General features: G+C 62.1%; 14 protein-coding genes. 6 read left to right on the top strand and 8 right to left on the bottom strand.

Annotated features, from left to right (window positions below):
* Positions 1 to 21: 21 nt before the first annotated feature.
* The 7 genes from K0P33_RS15625 to K0P33_RS15655 are packed head-to-tail and all read right to left on the bottom strand — an operon-like array spanning position 22 to position 6,322.
* Positions 22 to 1,398: an ATP-binding protein gene (locus K0P33_RS15625; RefSeq protein ID WP_094950544.1), complete on the bottom strand. Its 1,377-nt coding sequence runs from the start codon at positions 1,396 to 1,398 to the stop codon at positions 22 to 24.
* Entirely contained in the window at positions 1,395 to 2,057 is a 663-nt protein-coding gene (locus tag K0P33_RS15630) for a response regulator (protein WP_242149321.1), read from the bottom strand. The genes K0P33_RS15625 and K0P33_RS15630 overlap by 4 nt, the downstream gene beginning before the upstream one ends.
* A gap of 11 nt (positions 2,058 to 2,068) precedes the next feature.
* Positions 2,069 to 2,713 carry a tetratricopeptide repeat protein gene (locus tag K0P33_RS15635; protein ID WP_242149324.1) on the bottom strand — a complete coding sequence of 215 codons (645 nt, stop codon included), beginning with the start codon at positions 2,711 to 2,713 and terminating at the stop codon, positions 2,069 to 2,071.
* Complete coding sequence (locus tag K0P33_RS15640) at positions 2,710 to 3,519, bottom strand: SDR family oxidoreductase (RefSeq protein WP_242149327.1); 810 nt, start codon at positions 3,517 to 3,519, stop codon at positions 2,710 to 2,712. Before K0P33_RS15640 ends, K0P33_RS15635 begins: the two co-directional genes overlap by 4 nt.
* Positions 3,506 to 4,180, bottom strand: a complete 675-nt coding sequence (locus K0P33_RS15645) for an iron-containing redox enzyme family protein (protein ID WP_094950540.1) — start codon at positions 4,178 to 4,180, stop codon at positions 3,506 to 3,508. The genes K0P33_RS15640 and K0P33_RS15645 overlap by 14 nt, the downstream gene beginning before the upstream one ends.
* Positions 4,177 to 5,655 carry an AMP-binding protein gene (locus K0P33_RS15650; RefSeq protein WP_242149328.1) on the bottom strand — a complete coding sequence of 493 codons (1,479 nt, stop codon included), beginning with the start codon at positions 5,653 to 5,655 and terminating at the stop codon, positions 4,177 to 4,179. The genes K0P33_RS15645 and K0P33_RS15650 overlap by 4 nt, the downstream gene beginning before the upstream one ends.
* Positions 5,645 to 6,322, bottom strand: coding sequence for a thermostable hemolysin (locus K0P33_RS15655; protein ID WP_094950538.1), 678 nt, complete (start codon positions 6,320 to 6,322; stop codon positions 5,645 to 5,647). Before K0P33_RS15655 ends, K0P33_RS15650 begins: the two co-directional genes overlap by 11 nt.
* Before the next feature lie 157 nt (positions 6,323 to 6,479).
* Between K0P33_RS15655 and K0P33_RS15660 the strand changes: the two genes are divergently transcribed.
* The 6 genes from K0P33_RS15660 (at position 6,480) to xylB (ending at position 13,189) form a co-directional block, all read left to right on the top strand.
* A complete protein-coding gene (locus K0P33_RS15660) occupies positions 6,480 to 7,031 on the top strand; it encodes a cytochrome b (RefSeq protein WP_094950537.1) in 552 nt (183 codons plus the stop codon).
* A 182-nt stretch (positions 7,032 to 7,213) separates the two neighbouring features.
* Complete coding sequence (locus K0P33_RS15665) at positions 7,214 to 8,746, top strand: sugar ABC transporter ATP-binding protein (protein WP_094950536.1); 1,533 nt, start codon at positions 7,214 to 7,216, stop codon at positions 8,744 to 8,746.
* On the top strand, positions 8,739 to 9,731 hold the full coding sequence (locus K0P33_RS15670; protein WP_094950535.1) for a ribose ABC transporter permease: 993 nt from the start codon (positions 8,739 to 8,741) through the stop codon (positions 9,729 to 9,731). Before K0P33_RS15665 ends, K0P33_RS15670 begins: the two co-directional genes overlap by 8 nt.
* A 34-nt stretch (positions 9,732 to 9,765) precedes the next feature.
* The gene (locus K0P33_RS15675; RefSeq protein ID WP_094950534.1) at positions 9,766 to 10,698 is read left to right on the top strand and encodes an ABC transporter substrate-binding protein; all 933 of its coding nucleotides are present in this window, start codon (positions 9,766 to 9,768) and stop codon (positions 10,696 to 10,698) included.
* Between the two features lie 21 nt (positions 10,699 to 10,719).
* Complete coding sequence (locus K0P33_RS15680) at positions 10,720 to 11,712, top strand: LacI family DNA-binding transcriptional regulator (RefSeq protein WP_242149331.1); 993 nt, start codon at positions 10,720 to 10,722, stop codon at positions 11,710 to 11,712.
* A 16-nt stretch (positions 11,713 to 11,728) separates the two neighbouring features.
* On the top strand, positions 11,729 to 13,189 hold the full coding sequence (gene xylB, locus K0P33_RS15685; RefSeq protein ID WP_242149333.1) for a xylulokinase: 1,461 nt from the start codon (positions 11,729 to 11,731) through the stop codon (positions 13,187 to 13,189).
* Between the two features lie 157 nt (positions 13,190 to 13,346).
* Here xylB and K0P33_RS15690 read toward each other — a convergent pair whose 3' ends face one another.
* Positions 13,347 to 13,790: an Lrp/AsnC family transcriptional regulator gene (locus K0P33_RS15690; protein ID WP_094950531.1), complete on the bottom strand. Its 444-nt coding sequence runs from the start codon at positions 13,788 to 13,790 to the stop codon at positions 13,347 to 13,349.
* Positions 13,791 to 13,822 lie beyond the last annotated feature (32 nt).

Genomic DNA, 13,822 nt, shown 5'->3' on the forward strand with positions numbered 1-13,822 from the left:
GCCTTCGCGAAGTGGCTGGGGTTATTCGTCAAGTGATCGCGGGATCTGCAGGGAGGCTCTCAACCCGCCGTCAGCCAAATTATCCAGGCTGATATGCCCCCCAAGACGTTGGGCGATGGTCTGTACGATGGTCAGCCCCAAGCCTGCCCCTTCGGCATTGCCCCTGCTGTAGAACAGCTCGAAGAGCCGATCGCGCTCGTTCTCGTCAATGCCGGGGCCTTGGTCATCCACGTTCAGTTCGAAACCGCCGGTGTTTTGGCGCAGGCCCACCGTGATCACCCCGTGTTCCGGTGAGAAGTTTGCCGCGTTGGTCACCAGATTGGTCAGGGCGATATTGATGGCGGACGCCTCGGACCTCACGCTGTAGTGCGCATCATCTACGTCAAACACCAATTCCAGGCCCTTGCTCAGCAGCCAGGGCGTCAACTGAATCAGCGTGTCACGCACGGTGGTCGCCAGGTCGATGGCCTGCACCGGTGGTTGCCCGGCGCTGGGCTCCAGACGGGCCATGGTCAGCAATTGGTTGACCAGGCGGCTGGTGCGGTCGACGCCCGTGATCAGAAATGCGAGGGACTCGCGCCGTTCGGTTTCAGTGCCGGCTTCCAACAGGTTTTGCGCGTGCACGCGCAAAACCGCCAGGGGCGTGCGCATTTCGTGGGCGGCGTCGGCGATAAAGCGCCGCTCGCGGCCGAGCACTTCCTGGATCTGTGCCAGCATGCGGTTCAGCGCGGCTTGCATCGGTTCCAGTTCCATGGGCAGCGGGGTCAGTTGCATCGGTTCCAGGGAGCCGGAATGCCGTGCGCGCAAGGTGGCGGCCATATTGGCCAGCGGCTTGAGCCCCCAACCGATGGCCAGCCAGACCATCGCAGCCAGGATCAGGCTACCCAATACATTGGGCCACAAGGTGTGGCGCACGATGCGGCCTACCAGGTCGGAGCGCACGTCGTCGCGTTCTCCTACCCAGATCCGCAGCCCGGTGTCTTTGTCCTTGAGCACAAAGCCGCGCCACTCACGGCCATTGAGGTCGTTGACATTGCTGTACCCGGGTTGGGCGGGCGGCGTGGCAAATGAGGGGGCGCTGGCGGTAAACACCATCAGTTCACCCTGGGGGCTCCACACTTGAAAAGCGATTTTGCTTTCGTAAGGGTGCCCGTCCACCTTGGGTATGGCTTCGCCCAAGGCTTTGTTGAACGCCCGATACAGGTCAGCCTGATCTTTACTGGCCAGCGGCATGCTCATGACGCCCTGGAGCAGGCGCGCGTTCTGCGCCAGTTGGGCGTCGTAGACTTCGGCTATTTCGTGGTTGCTGTCATGCAGGTTAAGCGCGCTGATCACCAATAACCCGGAGAGCAGCAGGCCGATGATCAACGTCAGGGTGCGCCGCCGAATCGACGTCATCGACGCTCCTCCACCAGGTAGCCAACGCCGCGAACGGTGCGGATCAGCTCACTGGAGAACTTTTTGCGCAGGTGATGGATGTGCACCTCCAGGGTGTTGCTTTCAGCTTCTTCGTTCCAACCGTAGAGCAACTGCATCAACTGGTCGCGGGTCATGACGCGCCCGGGCGGCGAGAGCAGTTCGTGCAGCAGTTGATATTCTTTGGGCGTCAGCAGCACGGTTGCGCCGTTGTAGCTGACCTGTTGCGTGCTGGGGTTCAGGCAAATGCCCGCATGTTCGATCAGTACCTGCGCACGCCCGGCGCTACGGCGCAGTAGCGCCCGCAGGCGTGCCTTGAGTTCGGCCAGGTCGAAGGGTTTGATCAGGTAGTCATCGGCACCGGCGTCGAGCCCGGCGATGCGGTCTTCGGTGGCATCCCGCGCCGTGAGGATCAGCACCGGCACGTTGGCGCCGCTGTCACGCAGGCGACGCAATACTTCCAGCCCATCCATGCGCGGCAGGCCCAGATCGAGCACGACCACATCAAAGGTTTCGCTGAGCAGCGCATGCAAGGCACTGCTGCCATCTTGCAGCCAGTCAACGGTGTAGCCCTCACGCACCAGCGCCTGGTGAATACCTTCGCCCAGCGCTACATCATCCTCGATCAGTAATAGCCGCACATGGACTCCTGTCAGTTGAGTTTCTTGTCGACGTCGGCCAGTAAGCCTTCGATCTCTTTGCGGCGTCCGGTATCGGCAGTTTCCCGACCTGGCCGTGGCGCGGCCAGCAAGGCTTTGCGCAGGGCGTCCCGGGCTTCGCCATAGCGTTTTTGCCGGTACAGGTGGTCGCCCCAGAAATACAGACTATCAATGCCCGCCGGGTTCAGTTGCAAGGCCTGTTTGAGTAACTGTTGCGCCTTGTCGGCGTCGCCAAAGCCGATCGGCCAGCCGGGTACACGGTCGTACAGCGCCGCCAGGCTGGTATAGGCCGAGCCTTGCAGGGCCTTGGGGTCTAGCGCGAGTGCTGTTTCCAGGTCGACCTTGGCTGCCTTGACCTTGCTCAATGCGCCGAGCCCACCTTGGGCGCCGCCCCAACTGCTGGAGACAATCCCGGCCCAGATCCACGCTTCGGCAGCCTGGGGGCGGGCTTGGGTGAAAGCGTTCGCCTGGGTGGCGAGCTGTTCAAAGGCCTGGGTACGCTGCTCCTCGGGCAGGTTGTATTGAATATGCGCCCAGCGCGTCTGGATGTCAGCCAGGCGCTGCTGATCGCCCGCATCCAGGGCCCAGGTGAAGGGGCTCAGGGCGGTGAGCAGCAGCGCAACGAAAAGACGTTTCATGGATTTAGATCCTTATTCACGGGTTTGTCGCTCAAGCGACGTACCAATGGCAATTGCTTGCGCAAGCCACGGTCGACCAGGTTCGGCAACAGGCTGTTGAGGCGCACAAAGAAGCGCTCCGGCCAGCCCAAGTACAGATCGCGACGATCCTTGGCGATTGCCTGGGTCACGGCCGACGCGACGATGCGCGGGTCATCGACGTTGGACTTAAGGGCCGTGTTCAAGGCCTGCGCCGCCTGGCTGTTCATGCGCGTATGGGTGGCGCGCGGCGCCACGTACAACACACCCACCCGCGTATCGGCCAACTCCCGGCGCAACGCCTCGGAAAACCCGCGCAAGGCAAACTTAGTGGCGCAGTAAGTGGCATAGCCGGGGTAGCCGATGGAGCCGTAGGTGGAACCGACGTTCACCACCATGGCGCTCTCGGCTTGCTTGAGCAGGGGCAACAGCAGCTTGGTCAGGCAGATCGGCGCGGTGATGTTCAACGCCAGCATGCCGTTGATTTCGTTGTCGTCCAACTGCTCAAGCATGGCGAAGTGATTGATGCCGGCGGCGTTGATCAGCAGGTTGACACCGCCGATGGCCTCGGCCGCGGCCAGCACTTTGCGGCGGTCGGCGAGGAAGGTCAGGTCGGCACTCACCCAACACAGCTGCTGCGGGTATTGGTCGAGCAAGGGCTCCAGCGGTGCGCGATGGCGTGCCACGGCCAGCACTTGCGCCCCGCTGGCACACAGGGCGTCGGCAATCGCCAGGCCGATACCGCCACTGGCGCCGGTCAGCACGACGCGGGCATCAGACAGGCGCATGAGCAGCCTCCCCGATACGCGGCAGGTTGCGGAACATGTCGGTATAAAGGGCGTACACCACTTTTGACGCATGGATCACGGCAGCCTGGTCGTCCGGGTCTTGCAGGCTGTTCATCAAGCGGCGGTAGGTTTCCATATGGCCGATGTCCAGGGAACCGTGGGAGCTGAGGTAACTGAACGCCGTGGCAGGCAGTTGCAGGCGTTCGCGAATGCTGCCGGCGGCGTGAGTGGCCAGGGCGATGCTGGTGCCTTCGAGCACATTGACCATGCCGAACAGACCCACCGGGTTGCCGCGGGCGATCAGGTCATAGAGGTAACTGACCATCAGTTCGATAGGCAAACCCGGGCGCCCGTCACGTACCGCATCCTTGTCGCCGCCACAGGCGTGGATGTCATTGAGCACCCATTGCTCATGCCCATATTCATCCTCGATGTATTCGCAGACGGCCTTGCGCAGCCATTCCAAGTGCGAGGGCAGGCGCGCGCCACAGGCCATCATCAACGGCACGGTATGACGAACGTGGTAGTAGGCCTGGGCAAGAAACGCGCGATAGCTCTCCAGGCTGACTTTACCTTCCAGCGCATCCCGAATGATCGGCAGGCTGAACAGTGCCTGGCGTTCCTGTTGGGTGGCCTCTTGCAGCGTGTCGAAAAAATTCACGATGGGGTTTCCTCGTTGTGTGCGGTAGACAGTTGGGTTTGATAACGCGCGACGATGGCGTCGCGCCGTGGCCGGCCGTTGGCAGTGAGCAAACCGTTGGCGGCGCTGAAGGGTTCATCCAGGCGCGTCCATTGATGCACTTGGGCGTAGTCGGGCAAGGTGCTATTGACTGTGGCCACGGTGGCGGCCAGTTGGGCGTCGGTGCAGGTGTTGCTATGGGGCCAGAGCAACGCGTGATTCTCGGGCAGGGCTTCGCCATAGACGAACGCCTGGGCGATGACGCCGCCTTGGGTCAATTCGGCCTCGACCCAGTCTGGGTTGACGTTGCGGCCGTAACTGGTGACGAACTGATGTTTCTTGCGGCCCTTGAGGTAGAGAAAGCCGTCTTCATCGAAGGCGCCCAGATCGCCGCTGGGCCACCACTGCTCGGGTTGTTCGCTGTGACCCAGGTAGCCGAGCAAGGTCGAGCCTTTGATCAGCACTTCATCGTCTTCGGCCAAGCGGATTTCCACGTGGGGCAGGGGCCGGCCGACGCTGCCCGGGCGCTGCGCATCGGGGCGATTGAGGCATACCACCGAGGCACATTCGGACAGCCCGTAACCTTCAAACACCGGCAGGCCCAACTGTTGTGCCCGGTGCAGCAAGGCTTTGGAAACGCGCGCACCACCCACCGCAGCAAAGCGCAGCCCTCGCGGGCTGAACGCCTTCTGTTCGGCGGCGATGACTAACATCAGCAGTAATTGCGGGACCAGAATCAGGCTGTGGGGCTGACGCTCCGCCAGGCAACCGAGCAATTGCGCGGCGTCCACCGCACTGGCGCCCTGGATACCCAGGCTTCTCTGGCTGGGCACACTCAAGGTGGCGCCGGCATACAGCGCGGCGTAGCAACCGAGGTTTTCGAGCAAAATCGCGATGGGCAGCAGCGCCAAGTGGTGACGTGGGTCGGTGGCGTGGCTGGCCTGGTGCAACTCGCGAGCAACCCGCAGCACGCTATCGGCACTCAGGCATACGCCCTTGGGCGCCCCGGTGGTGCCGGAGGTGAATGTCACCTTGGCCGTGCCCGACGGCATCGAAGGGCGGTCTGCAAAGGTTTTGCACCAGAAGTCGCCGCCTTGGTGGTAACCGGCGGCCAACAGCTCAGCCTCAAGATACGGCTCGGCGATCACCCGTTCGGCATGGCTTTGTTCAAGGCAATGGGCACGCTGAGCAGGGCTGAAAAACGGCGGCAGGGTCAGGCAGGTCAAGCCCTCGAACAGTATTGCCAAGTCCCACAGCATGGCATCGACGCCGTTGTCCAAGGCCAAGGCGACCACGTTCACGCCTTCATCACGCAGGCGTTGCTGGCGATAGGCAACCTCGGCAAACAGTGAGGTGTAATCCATTTTCAACGTATCGCCCCACAGGGCGATGGCGCCGTCGTTACGTTCGGCATAGCCGCGCAGCACAGCGTGGAAGCGGCGGGTTTCAGGCGACATGGCTGGTGTCCTCAAAGGTAGTGGGCAACCCAAGGCGTGAGAACAGGCCCATGTTGCGCAAGTGGATGAACCCGGCGCGGATATTGCCGACATGCACCCAGGGTTGGCTTTCGTAGTAACTGCCCCAGTGATGGCGGTCATCGCCCAGGCGTTGCGGGTCGGCCGCGCACAGGGTGACCGGCTTCAACCCCAGGCGGTGGAAGCTGTTGACCAGGCCGATATTGCCGGTGAACGCCACCCACTCCAGGCCGCCCATGGCCAGTAACCAGGTCACTGCGATGATGCTCAGGCGCGCACTGCCGGTGTCGCTGGCGGCCAGGTTGCCGACTTCGGCGATGGCGTGGCGCTCTACCGTTTGCTCGGCGGCGGCACTGATCAGCGGGTCGATCGGATGGTCCAGGTAACGCTCCAGAAACAGCGGCTCGTCACCTGCCAGCCGTACCCCGGCGACCGCACACAGGTCGCCGTTAGCCTGGCTGACGCCAAACAGCTGAGGCATGAAGTGTCGGATGTCGGCGCCATGGGCAATGCGAAAACGCTGTTGGATAAACGCCTCGAATGCCGGGCGCTGTGGGTCGTGGGGCAGGGCGCGGGCTAGGCGCAGTTGTGCACTGTCGGCCTGGCCGAACAGCAGGGGCAAAGAAGTCTTCCAATCGATATCGGGCATTGGCGGTACGCCTCCCACGTGATGTTGGGAGGAGTATCAAAGGCATTTCTTAACGAAGTCTGAAGGTGGTGAAAATGATCGGTTTGCCGATCTTCAGACTGCCTTAAGACTGGGGCGGCAGGGTAGCGCCACCATTCACGCAGAAGGTTTGTACCCCATGACTCAAAATCCGCTGACACCGCGCTACGCGAGACTCTCGATGACCCTGCACTGGCTGATGCTGGCGCTGTTTGTCGGCGTGTATACCTGCATTGAAATCAAAGGCCTGCTGCCGCGAGGCAACGCGCTCAAGGGACTGTTCCTGGGGGCTCACTCGCTCTTCGGGATCGCGATTTTCGTGCTGGTGTGGCTGCGCTTACTGGGGCGTCTGGCGCCCCGTCCGGCGATCCTGCCCCGTCCGCCTCTGTGGCAGACGGCCGCGTCGCACCTGATGCACTGTGCGCTGTATGGCTTGATGATTGTGACGCCGTTGTTGGCCTGGCTGATGCTCAACGCTGCCGGCAAGCCGGTGCCGTATTTTGAGTTTGCGTTGCCGACGTTGGTAGCACCGGACCCGGACCTGGCCAAGCAATTCAAACACTGGCATGAGTGGCTGGGCAGCACCGGGTATTGGTTGATCGGCCTGCATGCGGCCGCTGGGTTGTTCCACCATTACTGGGTGCATGACAACACCCTGGTGCGCATGCTGCCCAAGCGTTACGGGCGCTGAAAACGTTGATGGCTGAAAGCTTGCGCGCGAGCTTTCAGCCAACAGAGATTTATCACTTCTGCGCTTGATGAAACGTTTAACCAAACGATAAACGGCACACGCAAGCGCTTGCGTAAGCAAATGTATCTGGCATAGAGTCGGCGGCACTCGCCTACAAAAATAATAATGCCAGGAGCTCATCCATGAGCCTTGAACCCTTGCTTGAGATGCAGGGCATCAGCAAAACCTTCAACGGTTTGCGCGTGCTCAAGAATGTCGGTCTGAAGGTCTACCCCGGTGAAATTCACGCGTTGATGGGGGAGAACGGCGCCGGCAAATCGACCCTGATGAAAATCCTCTCCGGCGCTTACCAGGCCGACCCCGGCGGTGAAATCCGCATCGACGGCCAGCTCGTCGCCACCTTCGACCCCGCCACCGCCAAGACCCTCGGCATCGCCGTGATCTACCAGGAACTGAGCCTGTGCCCGAACCTCAGCGTGGCCGAGAACATCTACCTGGGCCGCGAACTGCGGCGCGGCTGGACCATCGACCGCAAGGGCATGCAAGCCGGCTGCGTCGAGGTGCTGCAACGCCTGGGCGCCGAGTTCAAACCCACCACGCCGGTGAGCAGCCTGTCGATTGCCGAGCGCCAGTTGGTCGAAATCGCCCGCGCGCTGCATGCCCACGCCAGGATCCTGGTAATGGACGAGCCGACCACGCCACTGTCATCGCGTGAGACCGACCGCCTGTTTGCGTTGATCAAGCACCTGCGCAGCCAGGGCCTGGCGATTATCTACATCAGCCACCGCATGGCTGAGATCTATGAGTTGTCGGACCGGGTCTCGGTGCTGCGCGACGGCCAGTACATCGGCGAGCTGACCCGCGACGCGTTGTCGGCCGAAGTGCTGGTGAAAATGATGGTGGGCCGCGACCTCTCCGGTTTCTACAAGAAGGAACACGCCGCCTATAACCCCGGCAACGTGGTGATGCGCGTGCGTGACATGGCCGATGGCAAGCGCGTGCGCAATTGCAGCTTCGACCTGCACGCCGGTGAAGTATTGGGCATTGCCGGGTTGGTCGGGGCAGGGCGCACGGAGCTGGCGCGGCTGATCTTCGCCGCCGACCCGCGCACCTCCGGCACCCTTGAAGTGGTCGGCAAAACCGTCACCCAACTGCGTAACCCGGCGGACGCGATTCGTGCGGGCGTGGTTTACCTCACTGAAGACCGCAAGGCCCAGGGCCTGTTCCTGGACATGAGCGTGGCCGATAACATCAACGTGTGCGCCTGTGTGCCGGACGCGCATGCCGGTGGCGTGCTGGATCGCGGCCATGCCGCGCAGCGTTCAAATGACGCGATCAAGTCGCTGTCGATTCGGGTGGCATCGGGCAAGGTCAATGTCGGCGCCTTGAGCGGCGGCAACCAGCAGAAAGTGCTGTTAGCACGGCTGCTGGAGGTCAAGCCGCATGTGCTGATCCTCGACGAACCGACGCGGGGCGTGGACATCGGCTCCAAGTCCGAGATCTACCGCATCATCAACCAACTGGCGCTGGCGGGCGTTGGCATTGTGGTGATCTCCAGCGAGCTGCCGGAAATCATCGGCACGTGCGACCGCGTGCTGATCATGCGCGAAGGCCAGTTGGTGGCCGAAGTCGGCGGGGCTTCGGGCCACGCCATCTCCCAAGAACGCATTATTGACCTCGCCACTGGTGGCGATCAGGTGGCTGCCCATGGCTGATTCAAACAACAACACACTGACCCTCGCGCCCGTCGGCAAAGCGGAGCGCGTTCGTGAGCTGATGCGCACCGTTGGCATGTTGCCGGTGCTGGTGTTGCTGCTGGTGGGGTTTGCCCTGGCCAGTGAGAACTTTCTCACCGTGCAGAACCTGTCGATCATCACCCAGCAAGCCTCGGTGAATGTGGTGCTGGCGGCGGGCATGACCTTTGTGATTCTGACGGCGGGCATTGACCTGTCCGTCGGCGCGATTCTCGCGGCGTCCGCTGTGGTCGCGTTGCAGGCCTCGATGTCGCCACAGTTCGGCATGTTCGGGATTGCTGCCGGCATCGGTTTCGGCCTGTTGCTGGGCCTGGTCAATGGCGGGTTGATCGCCTTCATGCGCTTGCCACCGTTTATCGTCACCCTCGGTGCACTGACCGCCATGCGTGGCCTGGCGCGCTTGTTGGCGGATGACAAGACCGTGTTCAACCCCGACCTGCCGTTTGCGTTTATCGGCAATGACTCGGTGCTCGGCGTGCCGTGGCTGGTGATCATCGCGGTGGCGGTGGTGGTGCTGTCGTGGTTCATCCTGCGCCGTACCGTCATGGGCGTGCAGATCTACTCAGTGGGCGGCAACCCCGAGGCGGCGCGGCTGTCGGGGATCAAGGTGTGGAAAGTCTTGCTGTTCGTCTACGCCATGTCCGGTGCATTGGCCGGGCTTGGCGCGGTGATGAGCGCTTCGCGCCTGTTCGCGGCCAACGGCCTGCAACTGGGGCAATCCTATGAGCTGGATGCGATTGCCGCGGTGATCCTGGGCGGCACCAGTTTTACCGGCGGCGTCGGCACCATTGGCGGCACGCTGATCGGCGCGCTGATTATCGCGGTACTTACCAACGGCCTGGTGCTGCTGGGCGTGTCGGACATCTGGCAGTACATCATCAAGGGCATCGTGATCATCGGCGCGGTGGCGCTGGATCGCTATCGCCAGTCCGGTGCGCGCACCTGAGTTCACTCCTACAACAATCACAAGAGAGACCCGCATGAACCTTAAACGCCTGTTTCCCGTTATTGCCTTGGCTGCCTTGATGTCAAACGCCGTGCAAGCCCGTGAACTCAAAGCCCTGGGCATTAGCATGGGCTCGCTCGGCAACCCGTATTTCGTGACCCTGGCCGACGGCGCCACTGCACGAGCCAAAGAGCTGAACCCCAACGTCAAGGTGACCTCGGTGTCGGCCGACTATGACTTGAGCAAGCAATTTTCGCAGATCGACAATTTCATTTCGTCCAAGGTTGACCTGATCCTGCTCAACGCCGTCGACCCATCGGCCATGGCCTCGGCGATCAAGAAAGCCCGCAGTGCCGGCATCGTCGTGGTGGCCGTGGATGTGGACGCCAAAGGCGTGAATGCCACGGTGCAAACCGACAACGTTGAAGCCGGCAAGCTGGCCTGCCAGTTCCTGGTGGACAAGCTGGCGGGCAAGGGCAATGTGATCATTCAGAATGGCCCGCAAGTCACCGCCGTGACGGACCGCGTCAAAGGTTGCAAGGCTGCATTGGCTTCGGCGCCAGACATCAAGGTGCTGTCCGATGACCAGGACGGCAAAGGCTCGCGCGAAGGCGGCCTGAACGTGATGCAGGGCTACCTCACGCGCTTCCCGAAAATCGACGGCCTGTTTGCGATCAACGACCCGCAAGCGATTGGCAGTGATTTGGCGGCCAAGCAGCTCAAACGCAGCGCCATCCTCATCACCTCGGTGGACGGTGCGCCGGATATCGAGAATGCACTGAAGACTGACACGCAAATCCAGGCCTCTGCCAGCCAGGACCCGTGGGCCATGGCGCAGACAGCGGTGAATGTGGGCAATGACTTGCTCAATGACAAAGCCCCGGCCGAAGCGGTTATCCTGCTTACGCCAAAACTGATCACCCGCGACAACGTGGCTACTTACAGCGGCTGGTCGAGTAAACATTGATTCACTGAAGAGGAAAGCGTCGTGGTCACCATGGATGACGTGGCAAGCAGGGCGGGTGTGTCGACGTCGACTGTGTCCCACGTGTTGAACGGCACGCGCAAGGTCAGCCCGGCCACGGTGCAGGCGGTACAGCGCGCGATCGCCGAGTTGGGTTACATCCCCAATACCCTGGCGCGCTCGCTCGCCCGTTCGAGCACCAGCACGATAGGCGTGGCGATCTCGGCGCTGTCCAACCATTACTTCAGTGAAACCGTGCACGCGATTGAAACTGAATGCGCCAAGCACGGTTACATGATGCTGTTTGTCGAGCCCCACGACGACCCGGAGCAGGAGCTGCGGGTGGTCACAGCGCTGCATCATCGGCGCGTCGATGGGATTCTGCTGGCACCGTCCACCGGCACGAAGGCTCTGGAATATTTGCAGGCCAATCAAGTGCCGACGGTACTGGTGGACCGCATGATGAGCGCGCAGTTTGACCAGATCGGGGTGGAGAATACCCAGTCGACCCAGGCCCTGATCGCGCACTTGATTGAGCACGGGCACCGGCGTATTGGCTTTATTGCCGGGCGTGCGGGGCTTGGCACGACCGATGAACGCGTGGCGGGTTATAGGGCTGCCTTACAGGCGGCTGGTTTGGTGTTTGACCCGCAGTTGCTGGTCAACGGCGGCTCCAGCAGTGAACCGGCACGGGCCGCGACTGCGCAGTTGCTGGCCTTGGCAGCACCGCCGACGGCGATCATGGCAGGCAATAACCTGATGACGCTGGGCGCCATGCACGCCCTGCGTGACGCGCAGATTGAGGTGCCGAGGCAGATCGCCCTGGTGGGCTTTGATGATTTTGACTGGGCGGATTTTTTCGTGCCGCGCCTGACCTTGATTGCTCAACCGGTCAAGGAGCTGGGCGCGCGCGCGGTACAAATGCTGCTGCAACGCATGGCCACGCCAGCCGCGCCGGTACACAGCGTGCGCCTGGCGCCGAGCCTGCAATACCGTAATTCATGTGGCTGTATTTGATCGGAATGAACCACGTATGAGCAGTCCTGTTTCCCTCGGTATTGATCTGGGCACGTCGGAACTCAAGGCGATCCTGATGGACGCCAGCGGCGCCGTGTTGGCCCATACCGGTGTGCGCCTGAGTGTTTCCCGGCGCCATAGCGGCTGGTCTGAACAGGCGCCGCAAGATTGGTGGCAGGCTTGCTTGCAGGCGCTCGACCAGTTGCGCACACATGAGGCTTTCAGTCGTGTGGCATGCATTGGATTGTCTGGGCAGATGCACGGGGCGGTGTTGCTCGGGGATGACAACCGCGTGTTGTACCCGGCCATCCTGTGGGACGACTCGCGCGCTGTCGCCCAAGCGCAACAACTCGGCCCAGGCTTTGCCGAGGTCACCGGTAGCTTGCCGATGGCCGGGCTGACCGCGCCGAAACTGCTGTGGCTGCAACAGCATGAGCCCGAGGTGTTCCAGGCGATTGATTGCATTCTGTCGCCCAAGGATTACCTGCGCTTGCGCTTGAGTGGTGAGCGCATCAGCGACATGTCCGATGCCGCCGGCACACTGTGGCTGGATGTGGCGCACCGTCAATGGTTTACCCCGATGGTACGCGCCACCGGGCTTGCACCTGCGCAGATGCCCCAGCTAGTGGAAGGTGGCGCGGTGGCAGGGCGCGTGACGGCAGCCGGGCTGGGCCTGTCGCCCGCCGTGGTGATTGCCGGTGGCGGCGGCGATAACCCGGTCGCCGCCGTCGGCATCGGCGCGATCAATGCCGGTGACGGCTTCATCACCCTGGGCACCAGCGCGGCCATTGTTGCGATCACCGATCACGCCGCCGGCAACCCGGCCAGTGCGGTGCACAGTTTCTGTCACGCATTGCCCAACCGCTGGTACACCATGGGCGCGATGCTCGCCGGCGCCAGTTGCTTGCGTTGGGTGACGCGGCTGACCGGCATGCCGGATGAGCAAACGTTACTGGACCAAGTGCAGGTACAGTTGCCGATCGGCCAACCGGTGCCATTGGATACGCCATTGTTTCTACCGTACCTCGCCGGTGAACGCACGCCGCATAACGACCCTTTGCTGCGCGGCGGTTTTATGAGCCTGGGCCATGACTGCACACCGGCAATGCTCGGTTATGCGGTGATGGAAGGCGTAGGGTTTGGCTTGCTGGATGCCTTGCGCGCCGTGCAATCTGCGGGTGCCAGCGTGGGCGCGTGTGCATTGGTGGGCGGCGGGGCGCGTAGCGAGTACTGGGCGCAGTTACTGGCGAACATTCTGCAGCGGGAGATTTTCACCTTGCAGGGCAGTGAACTGAGTGCGTGTATTGGCGCGGCGAAACTTGGGTTTCTGGCGATTGGCGAGGGGGCGCATCTGCTGGAGGCAGGGATGCCGGTCAAGGCCAGGTATTGGCCTGACCTGGCTCAGCAGCCGGTGTTGCAAGCCCGGTATCGCAAGTTCCAAGGGTTGTTGACGGCGGCGAAGACGCTGCTGGCTTGAGAAACTGCCGCTTCTACTGTGGCTAGCGTGCTTGTTGTGGCAAGCCCGTTCGCCACAGTAGATCAAGCCGTATGACTGGCCAACCGGCGCAGTACGCGGTCCAGCGAGGTCGTCCCTGACACAATAGCGATCCGGTCATTGCGTTAGTGACACAGGATCACTCATCAACCAGCGGCGGCAATCGGCGTTTAACCGGGGTTTTCTTGACGATAGCGGTGTTGGTTTCGGCATAGGCGTTGATCCGGTCGAGCAACGTGTCCAGATGGTCCATGGTGCGCACGTGCAGCCGCGCGATAAAACAGTCCTCGCCGGTGACCTTGTCGCACTCGGTGAATTCGGGAATCGCCTGGATCTGGCGCTCCACTTCCTGCAACTTGCCCGGCAAGGGGCGGATGCGCACGATGGCCTGCAGCAGGTAGCCGAAGTGCTTGGGGTCGATATCGACCGTGTAGTGCGTCAGCACGCCGCGTTCTTCCAGGCGGCGCAGGCGTTCGCCGACGCTGGGCGAAGACAGCCCGGTGATACCCGCCAGGGCCTTGAGCGACAGACGCGAGTCATCCATCAAAGCTGCGATCAGTTTCTGGTCGATAGTGTCAATCATGCCGTGTGCCTAATAAGAAAAGGTGATTTCGA

The sequence above is a fragment of the Pseudomonas sp. ArH3a genome, from assembly GCF_022648765.1.
Classification (GTDB): Bacteria; Pseudomonadota; Gammaproteobacteria; order Pseudomonadales; family Pseudomonadaceae; genus Aquipseudomonas.

Bases quoted from the DNA above. Each gene is read 5' to 3' on its own strand.
- K0P33_RS15625 (WP_094950544.1), bottom strand. From the start codon at position 1,398: ATGACGTCGATTCGGCGGCGCACCCTGACGTTGATCATCGGCCTGCTG.
- K0P33_RS15635 (WP_242149324.1), bottom strand. From the start codon at position 2,713: ATGAAACGTCTTTTCGTTGCGCTGCTGCTCACCGCCCTGAGCCCCTTC.
- K0P33_RS15640 (WP_242149327.1), bottom strand. From the start codon at position 3,519: ATGCGCCTGTCTGATGCCCGCGTCGTGCTGACCGGCGCCAGTGGCGGT.
- K0P33_RS15650 (WP_242149328.1), bottom strand. From the start codon at position 5,655: ATGTCGCCTGAAACCCGCCGCTTCCACGCTGTGCTGCGCGGCTATGCC.
- K0P33_RS15655 (WP_094950538.1), bottom strand. From the start codon at position 6,322: ATGCCCGATATCGATTGGAAGACTTCTTTGCCCCTGCTGTTCGGCCAG.
- K0P33_RS15660 (WP_094950537.1), top strand. From the start codon at position 6,480: ATGACTCAAAATCCGCTGACACCGCGCTACGCGAGACTCTCGATGACC.
- K0P33_RS15665 (WP_094950536.1), top strand. From the start codon at position 7,214: ATGAGCCTTGAACCCTTGCTTGAGATGCAGGGCATCAGCAAAACCTTC.
- K0P33_RS15670 (WP_094950535.1), top strand. From the start codon at position 8,739: ATGGCTGATTCAAACAACAACACACTGACCCTCGCGCCCGTCGGCAAA.
- K0P33_RS15675 (WP_094950534.1), top strand. From the start codon at position 9,766: ATGAACCTTAAACGCCTGTTTCCCGTTATTGCCTTGGCTGCCTTGATG.
- xylB (WP_242149333.1), top strand. From the start codon at position 11,729: ATGAGCAGTCCTGTTTCCCTCGGTATTGATCTGGGCACGTCGGAACTC.
- K0P33_RS15690 (WP_094950531.1), bottom strand. From the start codon at position 13,790: ATGATTGACACTATCGACCAGAAACTGATCGCAGCTTTGATGGATGAC.